Here is an 18,837-nt window from a genome sequence, read left to right on the forward strand (position 1 = left end):
CGGACGCCTTTGCTTGATCGGCGTCAACTGCCGCAGGCAGTGAGCGATGCTATGCTACGCGCCGACTTGATCGCCGGTCAGGCGTGTTCGCAGGCCGCTGGCGGTATTTGCCCTTCTCCAAGGTGATGCCATGACTACCCGCACCGAGGCCGTAAAAGCCTATCTGCTCGATCTGCAGGACCGAATCTGCCACGCCTTGCAGGCCGAAGACGGCGGCGCGCAGTTCGTCGAAGATGCCTGGACGCGTCCTGCGGGCGGCGGTGGTCGTACCCGGGTGATTGCCGACGGTGAGTTGATCGAAAAAGGCGGGGTCAATTTTTCCCACGTGTTCGGCAGCGGCCTGCCGCCCTCGGCCAGCGCTCATCGCCCGGAACTGGCCGGCCGTGGTTTCGAGGCGCTGGGCGTGTCCCTGGTGATTCACCCGCACAACCCGCATGTGCCCACGTCCCACGCCAATGTGCGCTTCTTCATCGCCGAAAAGGAAGGCGAAGAGGCGGTCTGGTGGTTCGGTGGTGGTTTCGACCTGACGCCCTACTATGCCCACGAGGAAGACTGCATTCACTGGCACCGCGTCGCCCAGCAGGCCTGCGAGCCCTTTGGCGCCGATGTCTACCCGCGCTACAAGGCCTGGTGCGATCGCTATTTCCATCTCAAGCACCGCGGCGAGCCGCGCGGTGTGGGCGGTTTGTTCTTCGATGACCTCAACGAGTGGGATTTCGACACCAGCTTCGCCTTCATGCGCGCCATCGGCGATGCCTTCATCGACGCCTATTTGCCCATCGTGCAGCGTCGCAAGGCCATGGCATACACCGCGCAGCAGCGTGAATTCCAGGAATTCCGCCGTGGCCGCTACGTCGAGTTCAACCTGGTCTACGACCGCGGTACGCTTTTCGGTCTGCAGTCGGGAGGCCGCACGGAGTCGATCCTGATGTCGCTGCCGCCGCAGGTGCGCTGGGGCTATGACTGGAAGGCGGCACCCGGTAGCGAAGAAGCGCGGTTGACCGATTACTTCCTCCAGGACCGCGACTGGCTGGCACAAGCCCCCGCCCTTTGATTCAGGAACCGTTTCGCATGGACAGTTATGTGGTTTTCGGCAACCCGGTGGGTCACAGCAAGTCACCGGCCATTCACCGATTGTTTGCCGAGCAGACCGGCCAGGCGTTGGACTACAGCACGCTGCTGGCGCCCATCGATGGCTTCACCGACTGTGCCCTGGGCTTTTTCAAGGAAGGCCTGGGCGCCAACGTCACCGTGCCGTTCAAGGAGCAGGCCTTCAGCCTGTGCAACGTGCTGACCCCACGCGCGCAGCGTGCCGGCGCGGTGAACATGCTCAGCCGTCTGCCCGATGGCGGCCTGCGCGGCGACAATACCGATGGCGTGGGGCTGGTGCGCGATCTGGTCGACAACGCCGGTGTGACCTTGCAAGGCAAACGCATTCTGTTGCTGGGTGCCGGCGGTGCGGTGCGAGGGGTGATCGAGCCGCTGCTCGAACAGCAACCGCTGTCGCTGGTGATCGCCAACCGTACGGTCGAGAAAGCCGAACAGCTGGCGCGGCTGTTCGCTGATCTGGGCCCGGTTGCGGCCAGTGGCTTCGATTGGCTGGAAGAGCCTGTGGATATCATCATCAACGCCACGTCGGCGAGCCTGGCGGGCGATCTGCCGCCCATTGCCAGCAGCTTGATCGAACCCGGTGTCACGGTCTGCTACGACATGATGTACGGCAAGGAACCAACGCCGTTCTGTCGCTGGGCCAGCGAATACGGTGCGCGGCTGTCGCTGGATGGTTTCGGCATGCTGGTCGAGCAGGCGGCGGAAGCTTTCACCTACTGGCGCGGTGTGGCAGTGGATACGGCGCCGGTGCTGAGCCAGTTGCGGCGGGAGATGGCGGCGGGTTGAGTTGATTGAAGGGGTGTCAGTGAAGGCCTCTTCGCGGGCAGAGAGCTCGCCGCCCGCCCCGCTCCCACAGAGATCCAGTGCTCAACGCGGTATCCATGTGGGAGCGGGCTCTGCCCGCGAAGAGGCCATCACTGACACCCACCACCATCAAGCCCGTAAAAATCAAAGCTTCGCCCGCACCGCCGGCAGCGCATCCTTGCCATCCAGGGTTTTCACCCCGTCCAGCCATTTCTCCAGCACCGCCGGATTGGCTTTCAACCAGGCATGCGCCGCCTGAGCGCTGGTTTTCTTGCTGTTGGCCACATCGGCCATGATCCCGTTCTCCATCTCCTGGGTGAACACCAGGTTGCTGAGCAGCTTGGCGGTGTTCGGGCAGCTCTGGGCATAACCCTTGCGGGTCAAGGTGTGCACGGTCCCGGTGGAGCCGAAATACTTCTCGCCGCCCGTGAGGTACTTGAGCTTGATCTGCACGTTCATCGGATGCGGCGTCCAACCGAGGAAGACCACGAACGCTTTCTTCTTCACGTTGCGATTGACCTCGGCCAACATGGCCTGCTCGCTGGACTCCACCAGCTTCCAGTCACCCAGGCCGAATTCGTCTTTCTTGATGATCTCGGCCAATGACAGGTTGGCTGGTGCCCCCGAACCGATGCCGTAGATCTTCTTGCCGAACTGATCGGCATGCTTGTCCAGGTCGGCGAAATCCTTCACTCCGGCGTCGTAGACATAATCGGGAACGGCCAGGGTGAACTCGGTACCGTCCAGGTTCTTGGCGTACTGCACCACATCGCCGTTGGCGACGAACTTGTCGTAGAAACCCTGTTGAGCCGGCATCCAGTTGCCAAGGAAGACATCCACCTGCCCATCCTTCAAGCCGCCGAAAATGATGGGCACGGCCAGGGTGTCGATCTTGGGCTTGTAGCCCATGCCCTCCAACACCAGGCTGGCCAGCGCATTGGTGGCGGCGATGTCGCTCCAGCCCGGGTCGGCCATCTTCACGGTGGCGCAACTTTGTGGGTCAGACAGCGGTTCATCGGCAAACGCCGGCGAGCCGGCAACTGCCAACCAGCTGGCTGCCAGGGCTGTGGATATCTTCATGGTCACCTTCATGCGGACTTCCCTCAGAGCGTCTGATGTAATGGGCAGGGTTGTGGATAACGTGCCTTGCGCTCCAGGTCGTCGAGGTCGATGTGGTTGCGCATGTATTGCTGACTGGCGTCCACCAGCGGCTGGTGATCCCAGCTCTTCAGCGTGCCCTGGGTCAACGCACTGGCCACGAAACGACGGCGGCGCTGGCTGGCGAGCACCTCTTGGTGTATCGCCGGCATGTCCCATTTACGGCGGGCTTCATTCAGAAACGCCTCGAACAGTGCCTGGTGCGAGGGTGACCGGCTCAGGTCTTCGCGTTCGTGTGGATCGTTGTCCACGTCGTAGAGCAGGCAGGGGTCCTGCTCGCTGTAGATGAATTTCATCGCCCCGCGGCGGATCATCATCAGCGGACTGTTGGTGCCTTCGGCCATGTACTCGCCGAACACCTCGTCGTGGCCGCCCTCACCTTGCAGGTGGGAAACCAGCGAACGGCCATCCAGAGGCAGGCCGGGCTCGAGTTCGCCGCCGGCCAGCTCGACGAAGGTAGGCAGCAGGTCGGCGGTGGAAACGGCCGCCTGCACGCGCCCCGGCTGGAACTGGCCAGGGGCGCAGACCAGCAGCGGCACCCGCGCCGCCATCTCGAACCAATGCATCTTGTACCAGAGCCCACGCTCGCCAAGCATGTCGCCGTGATCGCCGGAGAAGACGATGATGGTGTCGTCGGCCAGCCCGGTTTCTTCCAGGGTCTGCATCAGCTTGCCGACATTGTGATCGATGTAGCTGCACGCGCCGAAATAGGCGCGTCGTGCGTCGCGGATCTTATCCACAGGCAAGGGTTTGTCCCACAGGTCATAGACCTTGAGCAGGCGTTGCGAATGCGGGTCCAGTTCGGTCTGGCTCGGCACGTTCTGCGGCAGGGGAATGTCTTCGTCGCGGTACAGGTCCCAGAACGGCTTGGGAATGGTGTAGGGATCGTGCGGGTGGGTCATCGACACCGTCAGACAGAAAGGCTGGTCACCGTCTTCGCGAATGTGATCGAACAGGTACTGCTGGGCCTTGAACACCACTTCTTCATCGAAATCCAGCTGGTTGGTGCGCACACAGGGGCCAGCCTGCAGCACCGAGGACATGTTGTGATACCAGCTGGGGCGCACGTTGGGTTCGTCCCAGTTGACGGCCCAGCCATAGTCGGCGGGATAGATATCGCTGGTCAGGCGTTCCTCGTAACCGTGCAGTTGGTCAGGGCCGCAGAAATGCATCTTCCCCGACAGCGCCGTGCGATAACCCAGGCGGCGCAGATAGTGGGCGTAGGTGGGCACGTCTGCGGCAAAGTCGGCAGCGTTATCGTAGGCGCCGATCTTGCTCGGCAACTGCCCACTGACCAAGGTGAAACGCGACGGCGCGCACAGCGGGCTGTTGCAGTAGGCGGCATCGAACACCACGCCGGTTTCGGCCAGGCGGCTGATGTTCGGCAGCTTGATGGGAGACGCCGCGTAGATCGGCAACAGAGGGGCGGCCATCTGATCGGCCATGATGAAAAGAATGTTCTTGCGCTTCATCGGCTCAGGGCATTCCATAGTGGAGATTAATGCGAAGTTTCTACCGTTCACCATGCGGTGCCGCTGTGGCCTGGTAAAGCCCATGCAGAACAATACCTAGGATAAGTAGCGCTTATGTTGGCAAGCCTTGGAGAACTCTCCCTTGATCTGTTGCGGGCCTTCGAGGCCGCCGCCAGGCTGCGCAGTTTCACGGCCGCCGCCGCCGAGTTGGGTACGACACAACCTGCCGTCAGCCAGCAGATCAAACGGCTCGAGGAACAACTGGCCATCCGCCTGTTCGATCGTATCTACCGAGGCATCGAGCTGACCGACGCAGGCTACACCCTGTTCGAGGCGGTACAGGGAGGGCTGCGCAGCATCGACGACTGTCTGGGTTTGATCACCACCCAGACCCAGCATGAAGTGCTTCAGGTCTCTACCGACTTCGCGTTCGCCGCCTATTGGCTCATGCCACGCCTGCATCGCTTCCATCAACGTTATCCACAGGTCGATGTCAGCTTGGTCACCAGTGAACGCAGCCATGCCATGCTCGGCCCGAACATCGATGTGGCAGTCCTGTTCGGCAATGGCCGGTTCCGTCAGGGTGAAAGCCACTGGTTATTCAATGAAGAAGTCTTCCCGGTCTGCAGCCCGCGCCTGTTGGACGATCGAACGCTACCGCTGGGCTCCGATGCATTGCTCGAATGGCCGCTGCTGCACCTGCGCGGTGAAAGCAGCTGTCAGTGGTTCGATTGGAGCGGCCTGTTCCGCGCCCTGCACATCCCCAGTGCCCCAGCACCGGGGCAATTGCGCTTCGACAACTACACGCTGCTCATCCAGGCCGCGATTGCCGGGCAAGGCGTTGCCATCGGCTGGCGTCACCTGGTGGACGCATTGCTGGAGCAGCAACTGCTCTGCCGCCCTTTCGAAGGCGCCGCCACATCGGCGTTGGGCTATTTCGTGGTGGTGCCGCAACGCAAACGCCGCGGACAAATGGTGCAAAGGTTCGTGGATTGGGTGATGGAGGAGCAGAGCCGGCGGTAGAGGGGATATCTCACATTCACTTGGGAAACGGCTGCTACTGCACAATCGGTCGACTGGCTACCCTGCATGTCCCGCCGATCAGGAATGCATCGACATGCGCCGTGCCATAGCAGTCGCCGTTGTATCTACCGCCGTTTCAGGATGTTATCTACCCATCCCTCAGGATTATCACCCGCCTACCCCAATCGATATCTTCACTTATACAATCATCCGCATGATGCCGGATGATCACTCGCCTTCCCTTCGTCTTGATGAAGGTAGATCCATAGGCGCTCGGGCGTTTCGACCGCTGGATCATGCATCCCTTGTGGCGTTTTTCAAAGGCATGCAAGGCGAGTGCGTTTCGGCTCAACACACCTCTAACCGGATTGAATGTACGGTAATCAGGGAAACCCATTTCCAGCAGCCGGATCGCAACGTCGAAAAAGTGAGCAGCTGTTGGGGCAATATCACGCTTGTTTACGGTTTCGACTATCTCGAGCCTGTTTCAGACCTGTCGAAGTGGTCATCCATGGATTTTTTTGCCAGTGAGATGGGTTGCGTAAACGCTTGGGCGACTCCGAGCTATAGCGCTTCTGATTCGGGACAGGCAGTGCATCTCTAGATGGCTGATCAGTTCAAAACCCCCTGCAACACCTCGTAGACGATCCCGGTACCAATGGCGATCAGCACCACATCCGTGCCCATGCGGCGCCATTCATAGCCTTCGTAACGCGGTAGGTGCTTCAGCGCGGGACCGTCGAGGCGGGCACCGTAGCCGCGAGGTAGAGGTTGTCCCTTGATGGCGCGAATACTGGCGGGAGGCGGGTTGCCGGGCCGGAAGACGTCGCGGTGATCCTGAATGGTCTGGCGTACGGGGCCGAAATCCTGGGGTGGACCACCGCGCGCGATGCCGCCACCTGGGTTGCCTTGGCCACGGTTGCCTGGACCGCGCTCGTCATGATCAGGCCGATCGGGTCCGCCCTGCCGCTGATGGGGTTGTTCCTGGCGCCCTTGACGTTGCTCATCCGGTCCTCCCGGACCACCAGGGGCGGCTTGCACCAGCGGTGCACAAGCGATCACCAGTGCGCCCACGCTCAGAATCAGGTTTTTTGGCATGTTCATCATGGATTTCCTTCACGGCCAAACAGCAAAAAGGGGGACCGAACACAGGTTCGATCCCCCTTGGTCTTGCCGTTTAGTCCCGTGAACCAGAGGCTAATTCCTCTGTATTGGAATCTTTACCTTCAGCTGACACGAGCCTTACGTACGCCCTGCGCCAGTTGACTGCACAGCGACAGCACATCTTCCACAGCCTGACCGTGGTGCTGGGCATGGGCGATCTTGTCCACCAGTGCCGAGCCGACCACCACGCCATCGGCCAGGCGGGCAATGGCGGCAGCCTGGTCGGGCGTGCGGATGCCGAAACCGACGCTGATCGGCAGGTCGGTATGTCGACGTAGCCGCTCGATGGCACCGCCCACGTGCTCGGTGGTAGCCGAGCCGGCACCGGTCACGCCGGCCACCGATACGTAGTAGACGAACCCGGAGCTGCGCTCCAGTACCCGTGGCAAGCGTGCATCGTCGGTGGTTGGCGTGGTCAGACGGATGAAGTCGATACCCGAGGCCTGTGCCGGGGTCGCCAATTCACCATCATGCTCGGGCGGCAGGTCGACGATGATCAGGCCGTCGACACCGGCCTCCTTGGCCTCGGCCACGAAGGCTTCGACGCCGAAGCGGTGAATCGGGTTGTAGTAGCCCATTAGCACGATGGGCGTGGTGCTGTTTTCGACGCGGAATTCACGAACCATCTGCAGGGTTTTCGCCAGCGTCTGACCGGCGTTCAGTGCCCGCAGGGTCGCCAACTGAATGGCCAGGCCGTCGGCCATCGGATCGGTGAAGGGCATGCCCAGCTCGATGACATCCGCACCGGCGGCTGGCAGGCCCTTGAGGATCGACAGGGAAGCGTCGTAGCCGGGGTCGCCAGCGGTGATGAAGGTGACCAGGGCCGCGCGGCCTTCGGCCTTGAGTTCGGCAAAGCGTTGTTCGAGGCGGCTCATGCCAGTGTCTCCTTTGCGCCTTGGGCGCCCATATGGCTCATCACGGTTTGCATGTCCTTGTCGCCGCGGCCCGACAGGCACACCACCATCAAGTGGTCGGCAGGCAGCGTCGGCGCACGCTTCATGGCTTCGGCCAAGGCGTGAGCGGTTTCCAGCGCCGGGATGATGCCTTCCAGACGGCAGGTGGCATGGAACGCAGCCAACGCCTCTTCGTCGGTGATGCTGGTGTAGTTCACCCGCTTGATTTCGTGCAACCAGGCGTGTTCGGGACCGATACCGGGGTAGTCCAGGCCAGCCGAGATGGAGTGCGCATCGGTGATCTGCCCATCGTTGTCCTGCAGCAGATAGGTGCGATTGCCGTGCAGTACACCGGGAACGCCACCGTTGAGGCTGGCGGCGTGCTTGCCCGAATTCACGCCATGGCCGGCAGCTTCGACGCCGATGATCTCCACGCTGCTGTCATCCAGGAAGGGGTGGAACAGGCCCATGGCATTGGAACCACCGCCGACGCAGGCAACCAGGCTATCGGGCAGGCGACCTTCCTTCTCCTGCATCTGCTCGCGGGTTTCCTTGCCGATGATCGACTGGAAGTCGCGCACCATCGCCGGATACGGGTGTGGGCCGGCCACGGTACCGATCAGGTAGAAGGTGTCGTCGACATTGGTGACCCAGTCACGCAGCGCATCGTTCATGGCGTCTTTCAAGGTGCCGGTGCCGGAAGTGACCGGCACGATTTCGGCGCCCAGCAGTTTCATGCGAAACACGTTCGCCTGCTGGCGCTCGATGTCGGTGGCGCCCATGTAGATCACACAAGGCAGACCGAAGCGCGCGGCCACGGTGGCCGTGGCCACGCCGTGCATGCCGGCGCCGGTTTCGGCGATCAGGCGCTTCTTGCCCATGCGCTTGGCCAGCAGCACCTGGCCGATGCAATTGTTCACCTTGTGTGCGCCGGTATGATTGAGTTCTTCGCGCTTGAAGTAGATTTTCGCCCCGCCGCAATGTTCGGTCAGGCGCTCGGCGAAATACAACGGATTGGGCCGGCCGATATAGTCGCGCTGGAAGTAGGCGACCTGCTCGAGAAACTCGGGATCGGCCTTGGCCGCTTCGTATTCCCGAGCCAGCTCAAGCACCAGCGGCATCAGGGTCTCGGCGACGTAGCGGCCGCCGAAGGCACCGAACAGGCCGTTGCTGTCCGGGCCACTGCGAAGATTGCTCTGGGTCATGCGAAGCTCCAGGGGAAATGAGAGGGCGATGTCACTACTGTACCCATGACAGCCGCTCGGGAAAACCGATAAGATCTGAGCAACCTGTCAGGAATTCTCACATTACCATGAGCCGTGACCTGCCCCCGCTGAATGCCCTCAAGGCATTCGAAGCCACTGCCCGCCTCAACAGCGTCAGCAAGGCGGCCGAATCCTTGAGCGTGACCCACGGTGCCGTCAGCCGACAACTGAAGCTGCTCGAAGAGCATCTGGGCATCGCATTGTTCGTCAAGCAGGGGCGTGGCCTGAAACTCACAGATGCCGGCAGTCGGCTGCGCGATGCCAGCGCCGAGGCTTTCGAACGCCTGCGTCTGGTCTGTGCGGAATTGAGTCAGGCCCAGGCTCAGGCGCCGTTCGTCCTGGGCTGCTCGGGAAGCCTGCTGGCGCGCTGGTTCATCCCGCGTCTGGGTCGATTGAACAGCGACTTGCCGGACCTGCGCCTGCATCTATCGGCCGGCGAAGGCGATCTGGACCCTCGCCGTCCTGGCCTGGACGCCTTGCTGATGTTTGCCGAACCACCCTGGCCCGCCGACATGGACGTGTTCGAACTGGCCGAAGAGCGCATCGGACCGGTGCTCAGCCCGCGCTTCCATGAATTCGAAGCCTTGCAGAACTGTACGGCCAAAGACTTGCTCAAGCACGCCCTGTTGCACACGACATCACGGCCACAGGCCTGGCCCAGCTGGGTACGGCGCAACGGCCTGGAACCCGAGGCGTTGACCTTGGGACAGGGGTTCGAGCATTTGTATTATCTGCTGGAAGCAGCAGTGGCTGGACTGGGCATTGCCATCGCACCCGAACCGCTGGTGATCGATGACCTGCGGGCCGGGCGTCTGGCCGCGCCATGGGGTTTTACGCAAACCCCGGCGCGGCTGGCGCTTTGGGTCCCGCGGCGCGCCTCGGATGGGCGCGCTCGACAGCTGGCGCTATGGCTCAAGCAGGAGCTGGCGCGCCAGGTCGATTAGTTGCTGCGGTTGCACATCAGGTAAGCGGCGATCAGACCCAGCGCGCCGACGGCGACGCCAGCTGCGGCCCAAGGGTGCTCTTGAGCGTAGTCACGGGTAGCGATACCGGTTTCCTTGGTCTTGACCTTCACTTCTTCGTACGCGTCGCTGATCAGGCTGCGCGAGTGGCTCAGCGCGGTCTCGGCATTGGCCTTTAGCGCTTTGAGGGTCTTGCGCGACTCCTCGGTGGAATCTTCCTTCAGGCTTTCCAGGGAGCGCAGCAGACTTTCGATTTCTGCTTCCATGCTTTGCAGCGAGGCCTTGCGGGTCGAAATTGCCATGGGTATCTCTCCTTCGTTGTGGTGAATAGCGTGTGTAGATTCCGACTGCGCGGCAGGATGAAAGTGCAGTGCGTATGAACTTTTAGCGCAGAAATCCCCACACAGGTAGACAACCTTTCGTAGTCCATCCACTGGAGAGCACCATGAGCGATCACCACACGTACAAGAAAGTCGAACTGGTCGGTTCCTCGACCACCACCATCGAAGACGCCATCAACAACGCATTGGCCGAAGCGAGCAAGAGCATCGAGAAAATGGAGTGGTTCGAAGTGACCGAAACCCGTGGTCATATCGAGGATGGTCGAGTGGCTCATTTCCAGGTCACGCTGAAAGTTGGCTTCCGTATCCAAAATAGCTGACAGAAAACACGGAATCTTCCGACTGGCCGAATGCCATAGGTTGAGTTACAACACACTCCCGGCGTATCGACCTGACCACAGGCGATCCGCCGTTTGTCTTTAACCGGCAGTACCAAACCAAGGATGCAAGCGATGAAGCGAATTTTGTTGGCTGTGGGTTTGTTGAGCGTGGCAAGCGGCGTGTTCGCTGCAGGCAAGCCGTGCGAGGAGCTCAAGAGCGAAATCGCCGCGAAGATCGATGCCAACGGCGTGTCGGGTTACACGCTGGAAGTGGTCGACAATGTCACACCGGATGCAGGTTTCCAGGTTGTCGGTTCGTGTGAAGGCGGCACCAAGGCCATCGTCTACAAGCGCTGATGGCATCGCTGCCATGACTCGCTCCCGCAGGACATCCAATCCCCTGTAGGAGCGGTCAGCGGCCGCGAAACACGCGCCGCAGTACCTCAGGTCAGTGCACGCTCAACCCTTCATCACCTGCGCCAACAGTTCATAGGATCTGAGCCGATCGGCATGCTCATACAGATCGCACGTGAAGATCAGTTCGTCCGCCTGCGTCTGCTCCTGCAACACCTCAAGCTTGGCACGGACCTTCGCCGGTCCTCCCACCACCGCCAGGCCCAGAAAGTCCCCGACCGCAGCCTTTTCATGGGGCAACCACAATCCTTCCATGCTCTTGACCGGTGGCTGCTGCACCAGGGTCTGGCCGCGCATAAGGTTGAGAATACGCTGGTAGACCGAAGTGGCCAGGTAGTCGGCGTGCTCGTCGCTGTCGGCGGCCACCAATGGCACACCCAACATCACATACGGCTTGTCCAATACCTCGGAAGGCTGGAAATGGGCGCGATAGACACGAATAGCCTCATGCATGTAACGCGGCGCGAAATGCGAAGCGAAGGCATAGGGAAGGCCATACATGCCTGCCAATTGGGCGCTGAACAGGCTCGATCCCAGCAGCCAGATGGGCACGTTGGTCCCGCTGCCCGGCACGGCGATCACTTTCTGATCAGGAGTACGAGGCCCCAGGTAGGCCATCAGCTCGCGAACGTCGTCGGGAAAATCGTCGGCACTGCCAGAGCGTTCACGGCGCAGCGCGCGCGCGGTCATCTGGTCCGACCCAGGCGCGCGGCCTAGGCCCAGGTCGATGCGTCCCGGGTACAGACTTTCCAGCGTGCCGAATTGTTCGGCGATCACCAGCGGCGCATGGTTGGGCAACATCACCCCGCCCGAGCCCACCCGGATCGAGGACGTGCCACCGGCCAGATAGCCCAGCAGCACGGAGGTCGCCGAGCTGGCGATACCGTCCATGTTGTGGTGCTCGGCCACCCAGAAGCGGTTGTAGCCCCAGGTTTCGGCATGGCGCGCCAGATCCAGGGCATTGTGCAGCGACCGTGCCGGGCCATGGTCGGCACGTACGGGCACAAGGTCGAGGACGGAGTATTTCGTATCGGTCAAAACGGTCATGATCAATGGCATCCTGTGGGTATGTGGCAGGTGGGATGCCCCGCGCATCTTTGCTACCGAATGTTTATTTCTTATGAATAGTCAGTATGGGCATCTTGCCCGGATTCAATAGCCAGCTGTCCGAATCGCGCTGAACTTGCCCAGCGCCCTGCCCTCTGAACACATGACACCGCGCGAACCCGTCGCGCCCATCATGGAGGCTTTTATGAGCATCAAGAAAACCGCATCTGCTGTCTGGAAAGGCGATCTGAAAACCGGTAAGGGCGAGATTTCCACTCAGAGCGGCGCTCTGAAAAGCAATCCCTACGGCTTCAACACCCGTTTCGAAGGCCAGCCGGGCACCAATCCGGAAGAGTTGATCGGCGCAGCGCATGCAGGCTGTTTCTCCATGGCATTCTCGATGATTCTGGGCGGCGAAGGCTTCACCCCCGATGAAATCAAGACCTCCGCCGAAGTCAGCCTGGACAAGGAAGGCGAAGGTTTTGCAATCACCGCCATCAAGCTGACCATGTCGGCCAAGATCCCGAACATCGACCAGGCCAAGTTCGAAGAGCTGGCCAACAAGGCGAAGGAAGGCTGCCCGGTATCGAAAGTACTGAACGCCGACATCACCCTGAGCGCCACCCTGGAATCTTGAGGTAGCGTGCGCCCGGTTGCCTTACACTGCCCCCTCACCAGGAGAATCGAGTCATGAAGCAATTGATTTTGGCGATGGCGTGCAGTGTGTTGGCAACCACGGCGTTGGCAGCACCCAAGCCATGTGAGGATTTGAAGGCTGAAATCGAGGCCAAGATCCAGGCCCAGAGTGTCACGTCGTACACACTGGAAATTGTCGACAACCTCGATGCCAAGGACCCGAATATGGTCGTGGGCACTTGCGACAATGGTACGCGCAAGATCGTCTATCAGAAAAACGACGACTGATTGCGCTGCGGTGCAATCACGCCATGGCGCTCAAGCAGCCGCTCAGGGAATGCAGTGAATGGCCCGGTCCTCGGCCACGATCTGCCGGCTTGAGTCGTACAGTCGCGCACTGGCCTGCATGGCGATCGCCCTACCCTCCAGACGATAACGTTCACCTGGCTTGAAGCTGTCATAGCGCACGGTCAGGTAACAGGTTCGGTCATACGGGTCGTTGATCAGCCCACCCCCCGCATAGATCTCGTAATCGAAGCGCACTTCCAGTTCATGACTTCCGGGTTCCACCTGGAAATAGCGCCCGTCATTGAGCTTGCGTCCATCCAGGCTCTCGGCCATGACCAGACGGCCGGTGGTAGTGAACATGTCGATCCACGCCTTGCCTGGATCCACTGTGGGCAACGGCGGGTTGGCGCAGCCAGCGAGCGTGGCGAAGGTCAACAGGGCGAGCACGGCGCGCATGGGAGTTCCTTGGCTGCAGAGAACCATCGGTAAGACGAGTACCGAGTCTAGAAGCTTTGTGCCGACGGCGCGAGTCGGCGCCGTCAGTGGTTATACCGGGTGAGCGGTGCTCAAGTGCTCTGACAGCCCGCAGGTTGGGCCTGGCCGACCAGCTTGCGCTGCTCGTCGTAGAGTCTGGCCCAGGGGCTGAAGCCAACGCTGCCCGCTTCCAGGAAATAGCGTTGGCCCGCATCGAAGCTTGCGTAGGTGACGTTCAATTCACAATTACGCCACAGCGGTGCGGGCACCGGGCCGATGTTGGTTGGCTCTACGGGAAATTGCAGGCGTACGGTCAGCTCATGGCGGCCGGGCTCGACTTCGAAATAACGCGTGTCGGTCCATTCCTTCTCGTCGACCTGGGTCGCGTGCAGGGCGTTGTGATCGTCGGCCGCAAGATCGATCCAGGCCTGGTTGGGATCCGGGTCGGGCAGTCCGGCACAGCCGGCAAGCGTCAGCAGGCTGCCAGCAATGATCAATGCGCGCATGGAATTCTCCTCATGGGATCGTAAGATGCAGGGTCAGCGCCGATAACACCTGCTCGCTGGCGGGCCTGGCCATGGAAAACCACATGCATGAATTCGTTGTTGTTCGTCGTTCCATTCTTGCCGCACTCGACCGCGGTTTGCGCCTGTTTGTTCCCCTGTGCCTGCTGTTCCTGCTCAACGGTTGCAGCAGCGCGGGCTATTACGGCCAGTTGATGCAGGGCCAGTGGCAGCTGTTGCAGGCACGCGAGCCGGTGGCGCAGATCCTTGCCGATCCGTCGCGCGACCCGCGGCTGCGCGAGCAATTGCAGCGTGCCCAGGCGGCCCGCGACTTCGCCAGCGAGCACTTGCATCTGCCGGACAACCGCAGCTATCGCCTGTACGCCGACATCGGTCGGCCATTGGTGGTGTGGAACGTGTTCGCCACACCGGAGTTTTCCTTGGCGCCGTTGACTCATTGCTTCCCCATTGCCGGTTGCGTGGCTTATCGCGGTTACTACAGTCAGTCCGGTGCTCGGGGCGAAGCGGCGTTGCAGAAGCTGGCGGGCCGGGATGTGTATGTCGGTGGCGTCGAGGCCTACTCGACCCTGGGCTGGTTCGACGATCCGATTCTCAACACCATGCTCGGTTGGGGCGACGAGCGTCTGGCTACGCTGATCTTCCACGAGCTGGCGCATCAGCGTGTGTATGTGAAAGACGACACCGAGTTCAACGAGTCCTTCGCCACCTTCGTCGAGCAGGAAGGCACCCGGCAGTGGCGTGCCCAGCGAGGCTTGCCGCCGGTGGCAAGCACGCTGGTGGCGCAACGTGACCAGTTCACCGCATTGGTGCTCGCGACCCGCGAACGCTTGGCTGCGCTGTACGCCCAACCGTTATCCGCGCAAGCCATGCGCACGGGCAAGGCTGCCGAGTTCGAGCGCCTGCGCCGCGAGTATCGCCAACTGCGCGATGGGCCTTGGCAGGGAGACAGGCGTTTCGATGCCTGGATCAACGGGCCGATGAACAATGCCAAGCTGCTGCCGTTTGGCCTGTACGACCAGTGGGTGCCGGCGTTCGCGGGTTTGTTCCGGCAGGTCGCTGGCGATTGGCGCGCCTTTTATGATCGGGCGGCGGCACTGGGCAAGTTACCGATGGACGAGCGCAGAGCTGAGTTGGCGCGGTTGGGTGGGTAGTTTTGCGGTGCCCTTTCGGGCCTATTCGCGGCCACTGGCCGCTCCTACAGGGTTGCGAGAAGTCTTGTGTAGGAGTGGTCAGTGGCCAAGAATGCCCCGCATCGTTACCGACTCATCCTGCGCCTTGCAGGAACGCCTCATGCAGCGCCTGCAACGTGTCGAAATGATACGTCGGGTTCTCCAGGACCAATTCCTCCCGCGAACCGAAACCATAGCCCACCGCCGCGCAATCCAGACCATTGCGGCGGGCACCGATCAGGTCGTGCTTGCGGTCGCCGACCATCAGGGTCTGGGCAGGGTCCAGCTTTTCCTGTTCCACGATGTAGGCAATCAGCTGCACCTTGTCGGTCCGCGTGCCATCCAGTTCGCTGCCGTAGATGACCTTGAAGTGCCTGGCGAAATCGAAGTGCCGGGCGATCTCCCGGGCGAATTCCCAGGGTTTTGAAGTGGCGATGTACAGATGCCGGCCTTGTCCCTGAAGGGTTTCGAGCAGTGCAATGACACCGGCGAAGATCTGGTTTTCGTACAGGCCGGTGACGCGGAAGCGTTCGCGGTAGAAATTCACCGCCTGCCAGGCGCGGGCCTCGTCGAAGCCGTAGGCGTGCATGAACTGCTCGAGCAATGGCGGACCGATGAAGTGTTCCAGGTTGCGCAGGTCGGGTTCGTCGATGCCCAGCTTGGCCAAGGCATACTGAATGGAGCGGGTGATGCCCTCGCGCGGGTCGGTCAAGGTGCCGTCGAGGTCGAACAGAATGTTTTGATAGTGCACGGAATCAGTCCTTGTCGAAGCCTTCGGCCAGGTGTTGGTCCTTGAGCTTCACGTAGTTGCCAGCGGTGTAGGTGAAGAACGCACGTTCCTTGTCCGTCAGCGGCCGGGCTTGCCTGGCCGGACTGCCGACGTACAGAAAGCCGCTCTGCAGGCGTTTGCCCGGTGCTACCAGGCTGCCTGCGCCGATGATCACGTCGTCTTCCACCACCGCGCCGTCCATGACGGTACTGCCCATGCCGACCAGAATGCGATTGCCCAGGGTGCAGCCGTGGAGCATGACTTTGTGTCCAATGGTGACATCATCGCCGATCAGCAGCGGGAAACCGTCCGGATTGAAAGGACCGGCATGGGTGATGTGCAGCACGCTGGCATCCTGCACGCTGGTGCGCTTGCCGATGCGGATCCGGTGCATGTCGCCGCGGATCACGGTCAGCGGCCAGACCGAGCTGTCGGTGCCGATCTCGACGTCGCCGATCACCACCGCCGAGCGGTCGACGAAGGCGCGTTCGCCCAGGCGCGGCGTATGCTGCTGGAAATTGCGAATGGCCACGATAGGCATCCTCTGTGTTGTCGATAGCTGCGGTGAGTCGTAATTGTAATTAAGATGTCCCAGTGTTTCTTCATAGCCAAGGTGTTTAACCGTGAGCGCGAATCCCCTTCTGCAGTCCTACGACCTGCCGCCGTTCTCGGCGATCCGTGCCGAGCACGTACAACCGGCGATTGAACAGATCCTGGCCGACAACCGCGCGGCCATTGCCCACATTCTGCAAACCCAGGGCAGCCAGCCTACCTGGGCCGGCCTGGTGCTGGCCATGGACGAGCTGAACGACCGCCTGGGCGCTGCCTGGAGCCCGGTCAGCCACCTCAACGCCGTGTGCAACAGCGCCGAACTGCGCCAGGCCTATGAGGCCTGCCTGCCGGCGCTCAGTGCCTACTCCACCGAGCTGGGCCAGAACCGCGAGCTGTTCCAGGCCTTCGAAACCCTGGCCAACAGTCCTGAAGCCGCGGGCTTCGACGTTGCCCAGAAGACCATTCTGGAGCATTCGCTGCGCGACTTCCGACTGTCCGGTATCGATCTGCCGGTGGATCAGCAGCAGCGCTATGCCCAGGTGCAGAGCAAGCTGTCGGAGCTGGGCAGCCGTTTCTCCAACCAACTGCTCGACGCCACCCAGGCCTGGACCAAGCACGTCACCGACGAAACGGCCCTGGCCGGGCTGACCGATTCGGCCAAGGCGCAAATGGCGGCCGCAGCCCAGGCCAAAGGTCTGGACGGCTGGCTGATCAGCCTTGAGTTCCCCAGCTATTACGCCGTCATGACCTACGCTCAAGACCGCGCCCTGCGTGAAGAAGTCTACGCAGCCTATTGCACCCGCGCCTCGGACCAGGGCCCCAATGCCGGCCAGAACGACAACGGCCCGGTGATGCGCGAAATCCTCGACCTGCGTCAGGAATTGGCCGAGCTGTTGGGCTATGCCAGTTATTCGGAATTGAGCCTGGCCACCAAGATGGCCGAGTCGACCGATCAGGTGCTGACCTTCCTGCGTGACCTGGCCCAGCGCAGCAAGCCGTTCGCGGCCCAGGACCTGGAGCAGCTGCGCGCCTATGCCGCCGAACAGGGCTGTGCCGACCTGCAAAGCTGGGACAGCGGTTTCTATGGGGAAAAACTGCGTGAGCAGCGCTACAGCGTTTCTCAGGAAGCACTGCGCGCCTACTTTCCGATCGACAAGGTCCTGAGCGGCCTGTTCGCCATTGTGCAGCGCCTGTACGGTATCGAGATCGCCGAGCAGAAAGGTTTCGACACCTGGCACCCTGACGTGCGCCTGTTCGAGATCAAGGAAAACGGCCAGCATGTGGGCCGCTTCTTCTTCGACCTGTACGCCCGCGCTAACAAGCGTGGCGGCGCCTGGATGGACGGCGCCCGCGACCGCCGTCGCACCGAGAATGGCGAGCTGCAGAGCCCGGTGGCCAACCTGGTGTGCAACTTCACCCCGGCCGACGCCGGCAAACCGGCGCTGCTGACTCACGACGAAGTCACCACGCTGTTCCACGAGTTCGGCCACGGCCTGCACCACCTGCTGACGCGCGTCGAGCACGTCGGCGTGTCGGGTATCAACGGCGTGGCGTGGGATGCGGTCGAGCTGCCCAGCCAGTTCATGGAAAACTGGTGCTGGGAGCCCGAAGGCCTGGCCTTGATCTCGGGTCACTACGAAACCGGCGAGCCGCTGCCTCAGGACCTGCTGGAAAAGATGCTGGCGGCGAAAAACTTCCAGTCTGGCCTGATGATGGTCCGCCAGATCGAGTTCTCGCTGTTCGACTTCGAGCTGCATGCCTCCCATGGCGATGGCCGCAGCGTGATGGAAGTGCTGGACGGTGTGCGTGACGAGGTTTCGGTCATGCGTCCGCCGGCCTACAACCGCTTTCCCAACAGCTTCGCGCACATCTTCGCCGGCGGCTACGCGGCGGGCTATTACAGCTACAAGTGGGCCGAAGTGCTGTCGGCCGATGCGTTCAGCAAGTTCGAGGAAGACGGCGTGCTCAATGCCGACACCGGTCGTGCTTTCCGCGAAGCCATTCTGGCGCGGGGCGGATCGCAGGCCCCGATGGTGTTGTTCGTCGACTTCCGCGGTCGCGAGCCGTCCATCGATGCCCTGTTGCGCCATAGCGGTCTGAGCGAGGAAGCGGCGGCATGATCACCAAGAAACGCTTCATCGCCGGGGCCGTCTGCCCGGCCTGTAGCGAGCCGGACAAGCTGATGATGTGGAGCGTCGACGAGGTCCCCCATCGCGAGTGCGTGGCCTGTGGGTACAGCGACACGCTCAATGCGCAGGGCCAGTCGGTGCCCAGCGAACTGGGCACGCGGGTCAACAAGGTGGCCGTCAAGGTCGCCCGGCCCACCTCGCAACCGGTGCAGTTCTTCCCCAACCCCAAGCTCAAGAAACCTTGAGCCAGGCCTGCCGTCGATTTGCCGCAAGGGCAGGTCGACGGCAATAGCCGGCTACCACTTCACAGGTTGTTCGCCTTC

General features: G+C 61.6%; 23 protein-coding genes. 12 read left to right on the plus strand and 11 right to left on the minus strand.

Going from position 1 to position 18,837, the window contains the following annotated elements; translation table 11 throughout:
* Positions 1 to 130: 130 nt before the first annotated feature.
* Both hemF and aroE read left to right on the plus strand, forming a co-directional pair.
* The gene (gene hemF / locus BLV18_RS21210; protein WP_090361713.1) at positions 131 to 1,054 is read left to right on the plus strand and encodes an oxygen-dependent coproporphyrinogen oxidase; all 924 of its coding nucleotides are present in this window, start codon (positions 131 to 133) and stop codon (positions 1,052 to 1,054) included.
* Between the two features lie 17 nt (positions 1,055 to 1,071).
* Positions 1,072 to 1,896: a shikimate dehydrogenase gene (gene aroE / locus BLV18_RS21215; RefSeq protein WP_090361716.1), complete on the plus strand. Its 825-nt coding sequence runs from the start codon at positions 1,072 to 1,074 to the stop codon at positions 1,894 to 1,896.
* A gap of 162 nt (positions 1,897 to 2,058) precedes the next feature.
* Here the strand turns inward: aroE and choX are convergent, their stop codons facing one another.
* A complete protein-coding gene (choX, locus tag BLV18_RS21220) occupies positions 2,059 to 2,994 on the minus strand; it encodes a choline ABC transporter substrate-binding protein (protein WP_090362479.1) in 936 nt (311 codons plus the stop codon).
* A gap of 23 nt (positions 2,995 to 3,017) precedes the next feature.
* A complete protein-coding gene (gene betC, locus BLV18_RS21225; protein ID WP_090361718.1) occupies positions 3,018 to 4,544 on the minus strand; it encodes a choline-sulfatase in 1,527 nt (508 codons plus the stop codon).
* A gap of 114 nt (positions 4,545 to 4,658) precedes the next feature.
* On the opposite strand from betC, the gene BLV18_RS21230 reads away from it, so the two are divergent.
* Both BLV18_RS21230 and BLV18_RS22275 read left to right on the plus strand, forming a co-directional pair.
* On the plus strand, positions 4,659 to 5,567 hold the full coding sequence (locus BLV18_RS21230) for a choline sulfate utilization transcriptional regulator (protein WP_090361720.1): 909 nt from the start codon (positions 4,659 to 4,661) through the stop codon (positions 5,565 to 5,567).
* A 94-nt stretch (positions 5,568 to 5,661) separates the two neighbouring features.
* Positions 5,662 to 6,171: a hypothetical protein gene (locus BLV18_RS22275; RefSeq protein ID WP_139211037.1), complete on the plus strand. Its 510-nt coding sequence runs from the start codon at positions 5,662 to 5,664 to the stop codon at positions 6,169 to 6,171.
* Between the two features lie 8 nt (positions 6,172 to 6,179).
* Here the strand turns inward: BLV18_RS22275 and BLV18_RS21235 are convergent, their stop codons facing one another.
* From BLV18_RS21235 to trpB, 3 genes are all read right to left on the minus strand, one after another.
* The gene (locus BLV18_RS21235) at positions 6,180 to 6,671 is read right to left on the minus strand and encodes an anti-virulence regulator CigR family protein (RefSeq protein ID WP_090361723.1); all 492 of its coding nucleotides are present in this window, start codon (positions 6,669 to 6,671) and stop codon (positions 6,180 to 6,182) included.
* A 122-nt stretch (positions 6,672 to 6,793) separates the two neighbouring features.
* Positions 6,794 to 7,606, minus strand: coding sequence for a tryptophan synthase subunit alpha (trpA, locus tag BLV18_RS21240; protein WP_090361727.1), 813 nt, complete (start codon positions 7,604 to 7,606; stop codon positions 6,794 to 6,796).
* Complete coding sequence (trpB, locus tag BLV18_RS21245; RefSeq protein WP_090361730.1) at positions 7,603 to 8,829, minus strand: tryptophan synthase subunit beta; 1,227 nt, start codon at positions 8,827 to 8,829, stop codon at positions 7,603 to 7,605. The genes trpA and trpB overlap by 4 nt, the downstream gene beginning before the upstream one ends.
* A gap of 107 nt (positions 8,830 to 8,936) precedes the next feature.
* Here trpB and BLV18_RS21250 point away from each other — a divergent pair, with 107 nt between their 5' ends.
* A complete protein-coding gene (locus BLV18_RS21250; protein WP_090361733.1) occupies positions 8,937 to 9,833 on the plus strand; it encodes a LysR family transcriptional regulator in 897 nt (298 codons plus the stop codon).
* Here the strand turns inward: BLV18_RS21250 and BLV18_RS21255 are convergent.
* A complete protein-coding gene (locus BLV18_RS21255) occupies positions 9,830 to 10,153 on the minus strand; it encodes an ElaB/YgaM/YqjD family protein (RefSeq protein WP_043191960.1) in 324 nt (107 codons plus the stop codon). The two genes, BLV18_RS21250 and BLV18_RS21255, sit on opposite strands and share 4 nt — an antisense overlap.
* A 143-nt stretch (positions 10,154 to 10,296) precedes the next feature.
* On the opposite strand from BLV18_RS21255, the gene BLV18_RS21260 reads away from it, so the two are divergent.
* Together BLV18_RS21260 and BLV18_RS21265 are read left to right on the plus strand one after the other, a co-directional pair.
* Positions 10,297 to 10,512 (plus strand): dodecin, encoded by a 216-nt coding sequence (locus BLV18_RS21260; RefSeq protein ID WP_043191958.1) that lies wholly within the window; start codon positions 10,297 to 10,299, stop codon positions 10,510 to 10,512.
* A gap of 132 nt (positions 10,513 to 10,644) precedes the next feature.
* Positions 10,645 to 10,869: a DUF1161 domain-containing protein gene (locus BLV18_RS21265; RefSeq protein WP_043191956.1), complete on the plus strand. Its 225-nt coding sequence runs from the start codon at positions 10,645 to 10,647 to the stop codon at positions 10,867 to 10,869.
* A gap of 102 nt (positions 10,870 to 10,971) precedes the next feature.
* On the opposite strand, the gene BLV18_RS21270 is transcribed toward BLV18_RS21265, so the two are convergent.
* Positions 10,972 to 11,973, minus strand: coding sequence for an LLM class flavin-dependent oxidoreductase (locus BLV18_RS21270; RefSeq protein WP_090361736.1), 1,002 nt, complete (start codon positions 11,971 to 11,973; stop codon positions 10,972 to 10,974).
* A gap of 211 nt (positions 11,974 to 12,184) precedes the next feature.
* Between BLV18_RS21270 and BLV18_RS21275 the strand changes: the two genes are divergently transcribed.
* Together BLV18_RS21275 and BLV18_RS21280 are read left to right on the plus strand one after the other, a co-directional pair.
* Entirely contained in the window at positions 12,185 to 12,610 is a 426-nt protein-coding gene (locus tag BLV18_RS21275; RefSeq protein WP_043193753.1) for an OsmC family protein, read from the plus strand.
* Positions 12,611 to 12,663: 53 nt separating this feature from the next.
* On the plus strand, positions 12,664 to 12,897 hold the full coding sequence (locus BLV18_RS21280; RefSeq protein ID WP_090361738.1) for a DUF1161 domain-containing protein: 234 nt from the start codon (positions 12,664 to 12,666) through the stop codon (positions 12,895 to 12,897).
* 42 nt (positions 12,898 to 12,939) lie between these two features.
* Here BLV18_RS21280 and BLV18_RS21285 read toward each other — a convergent pair whose 3' ends face one another.
* Positions 12,940 to 13,353 (minus strand): PA0061/PA0062 family lipoprotein, encoded by a 414-nt coding sequence (locus BLV18_RS21285; protein ID WP_090361742.1) that lies wholly within the window; start codon positions 13,351 to 13,353, stop codon positions 12,940 to 12,942.
* Positions 13,354 to 13,463: 110 nt separating this feature from the next.
* The gene (locus BLV18_RS21290) at positions 13,464 to 13,877 is read right to left on the minus strand and encodes a PA0061/PA0062 family lipoprotein (RefSeq protein WP_090361745.1); all 414 of its coding nucleotides are present in this window, start codon (positions 13,875 to 13,877) and stop codon (positions 13,464 to 13,466) included.
* 83 nt (positions 13,878 to 13,960) lie between these two features.
* Here BLV18_RS21290 and BLV18_RS21295 point away from each other — a divergent pair, with 83 nt between their 5' ends.
* The gene (locus BLV18_RS21295) at positions 13,961 to 15,046 is read left to right on the plus strand and encodes an aminopeptidase (RefSeq protein WP_090361748.1); all 1,086 of its coding nucleotides are present in this window, start codon (positions 13,961 to 13,963) and stop codon (positions 15,044 to 15,046) included.
* Positions 15,047 to 15,158: 112 nt separating this feature from the next.
* Here the strand turns inward: BLV18_RS21295 and BLV18_RS21300 are convergent, their stop codons facing one another.
* Together BLV18_RS21300 and BLV18_RS21305 are read right to left on the minus strand one after the other, a co-directional pair.
* Positions 15,159 to 15,815 carry an HAD family hydrolase gene (locus BLV18_RS21300; RefSeq protein WP_090361751.1) on the minus strand — a complete coding sequence of 219 codons (657 nt, stop codon included), beginning with the start codon at positions 15,813 to 15,815 and terminating at the stop codon, positions 15,159 to 15,161.
* Positions 15,816 to 15,819: 4 nt separating this feature from the next.
* Positions 15,820 to 16,365: a gamma carbonic anhydrase family protein gene (locus BLV18_RS21305; protein WP_043191947.1), complete on the minus strand. Its 546-nt coding sequence runs from the start codon at positions 16,363 to 16,365 to the stop codon at positions 15,820 to 15,822.
* 91 nt (positions 16,366 to 16,456) lie between these two features.
* On the opposite strand from BLV18_RS21305, the gene prlC reads away from it, so the two are divergent.
* Together prlC and BLV18_RS21315 are read left to right on the plus strand one after the other, a co-directional pair.
* Positions 16,457 to 18,505, plus strand: a complete 2,049-nt coding sequence (gene prlC / locus BLV18_RS21310) for an oligopeptidase A (protein WP_090361754.1) — start codon at positions 16,457 to 16,459, stop codon at positions 18,503 to 18,505.
* Positions 18,502 to 18,759 carry a YheV family putative zinc ribbon protein gene (locus BLV18_RS21315; RefSeq protein ID WP_043191945.1) on the plus strand — a complete coding sequence of 86 codons (258 nt, stop codon included), beginning with the start codon at positions 18,502 to 18,504 and terminating at the stop codon, positions 18,757 to 18,759. The genes prlC and BLV18_RS21315 overlap by 4 nt, the downstream gene beginning before the upstream one ends.
* Positions 18,760 to 18,837: the final 78 nt, after the last annotated feature.

It is taken from the genome of Pseudomonas coleopterorum, from assembly GCF_900105555.1.
GTDB lineage: Bacteria > Pseudomonadota > Gammaproteobacteria > Pseudomonadales > Pseudomonadaceae > Aquipseudomonas > Aquipseudomonas coleopterorum.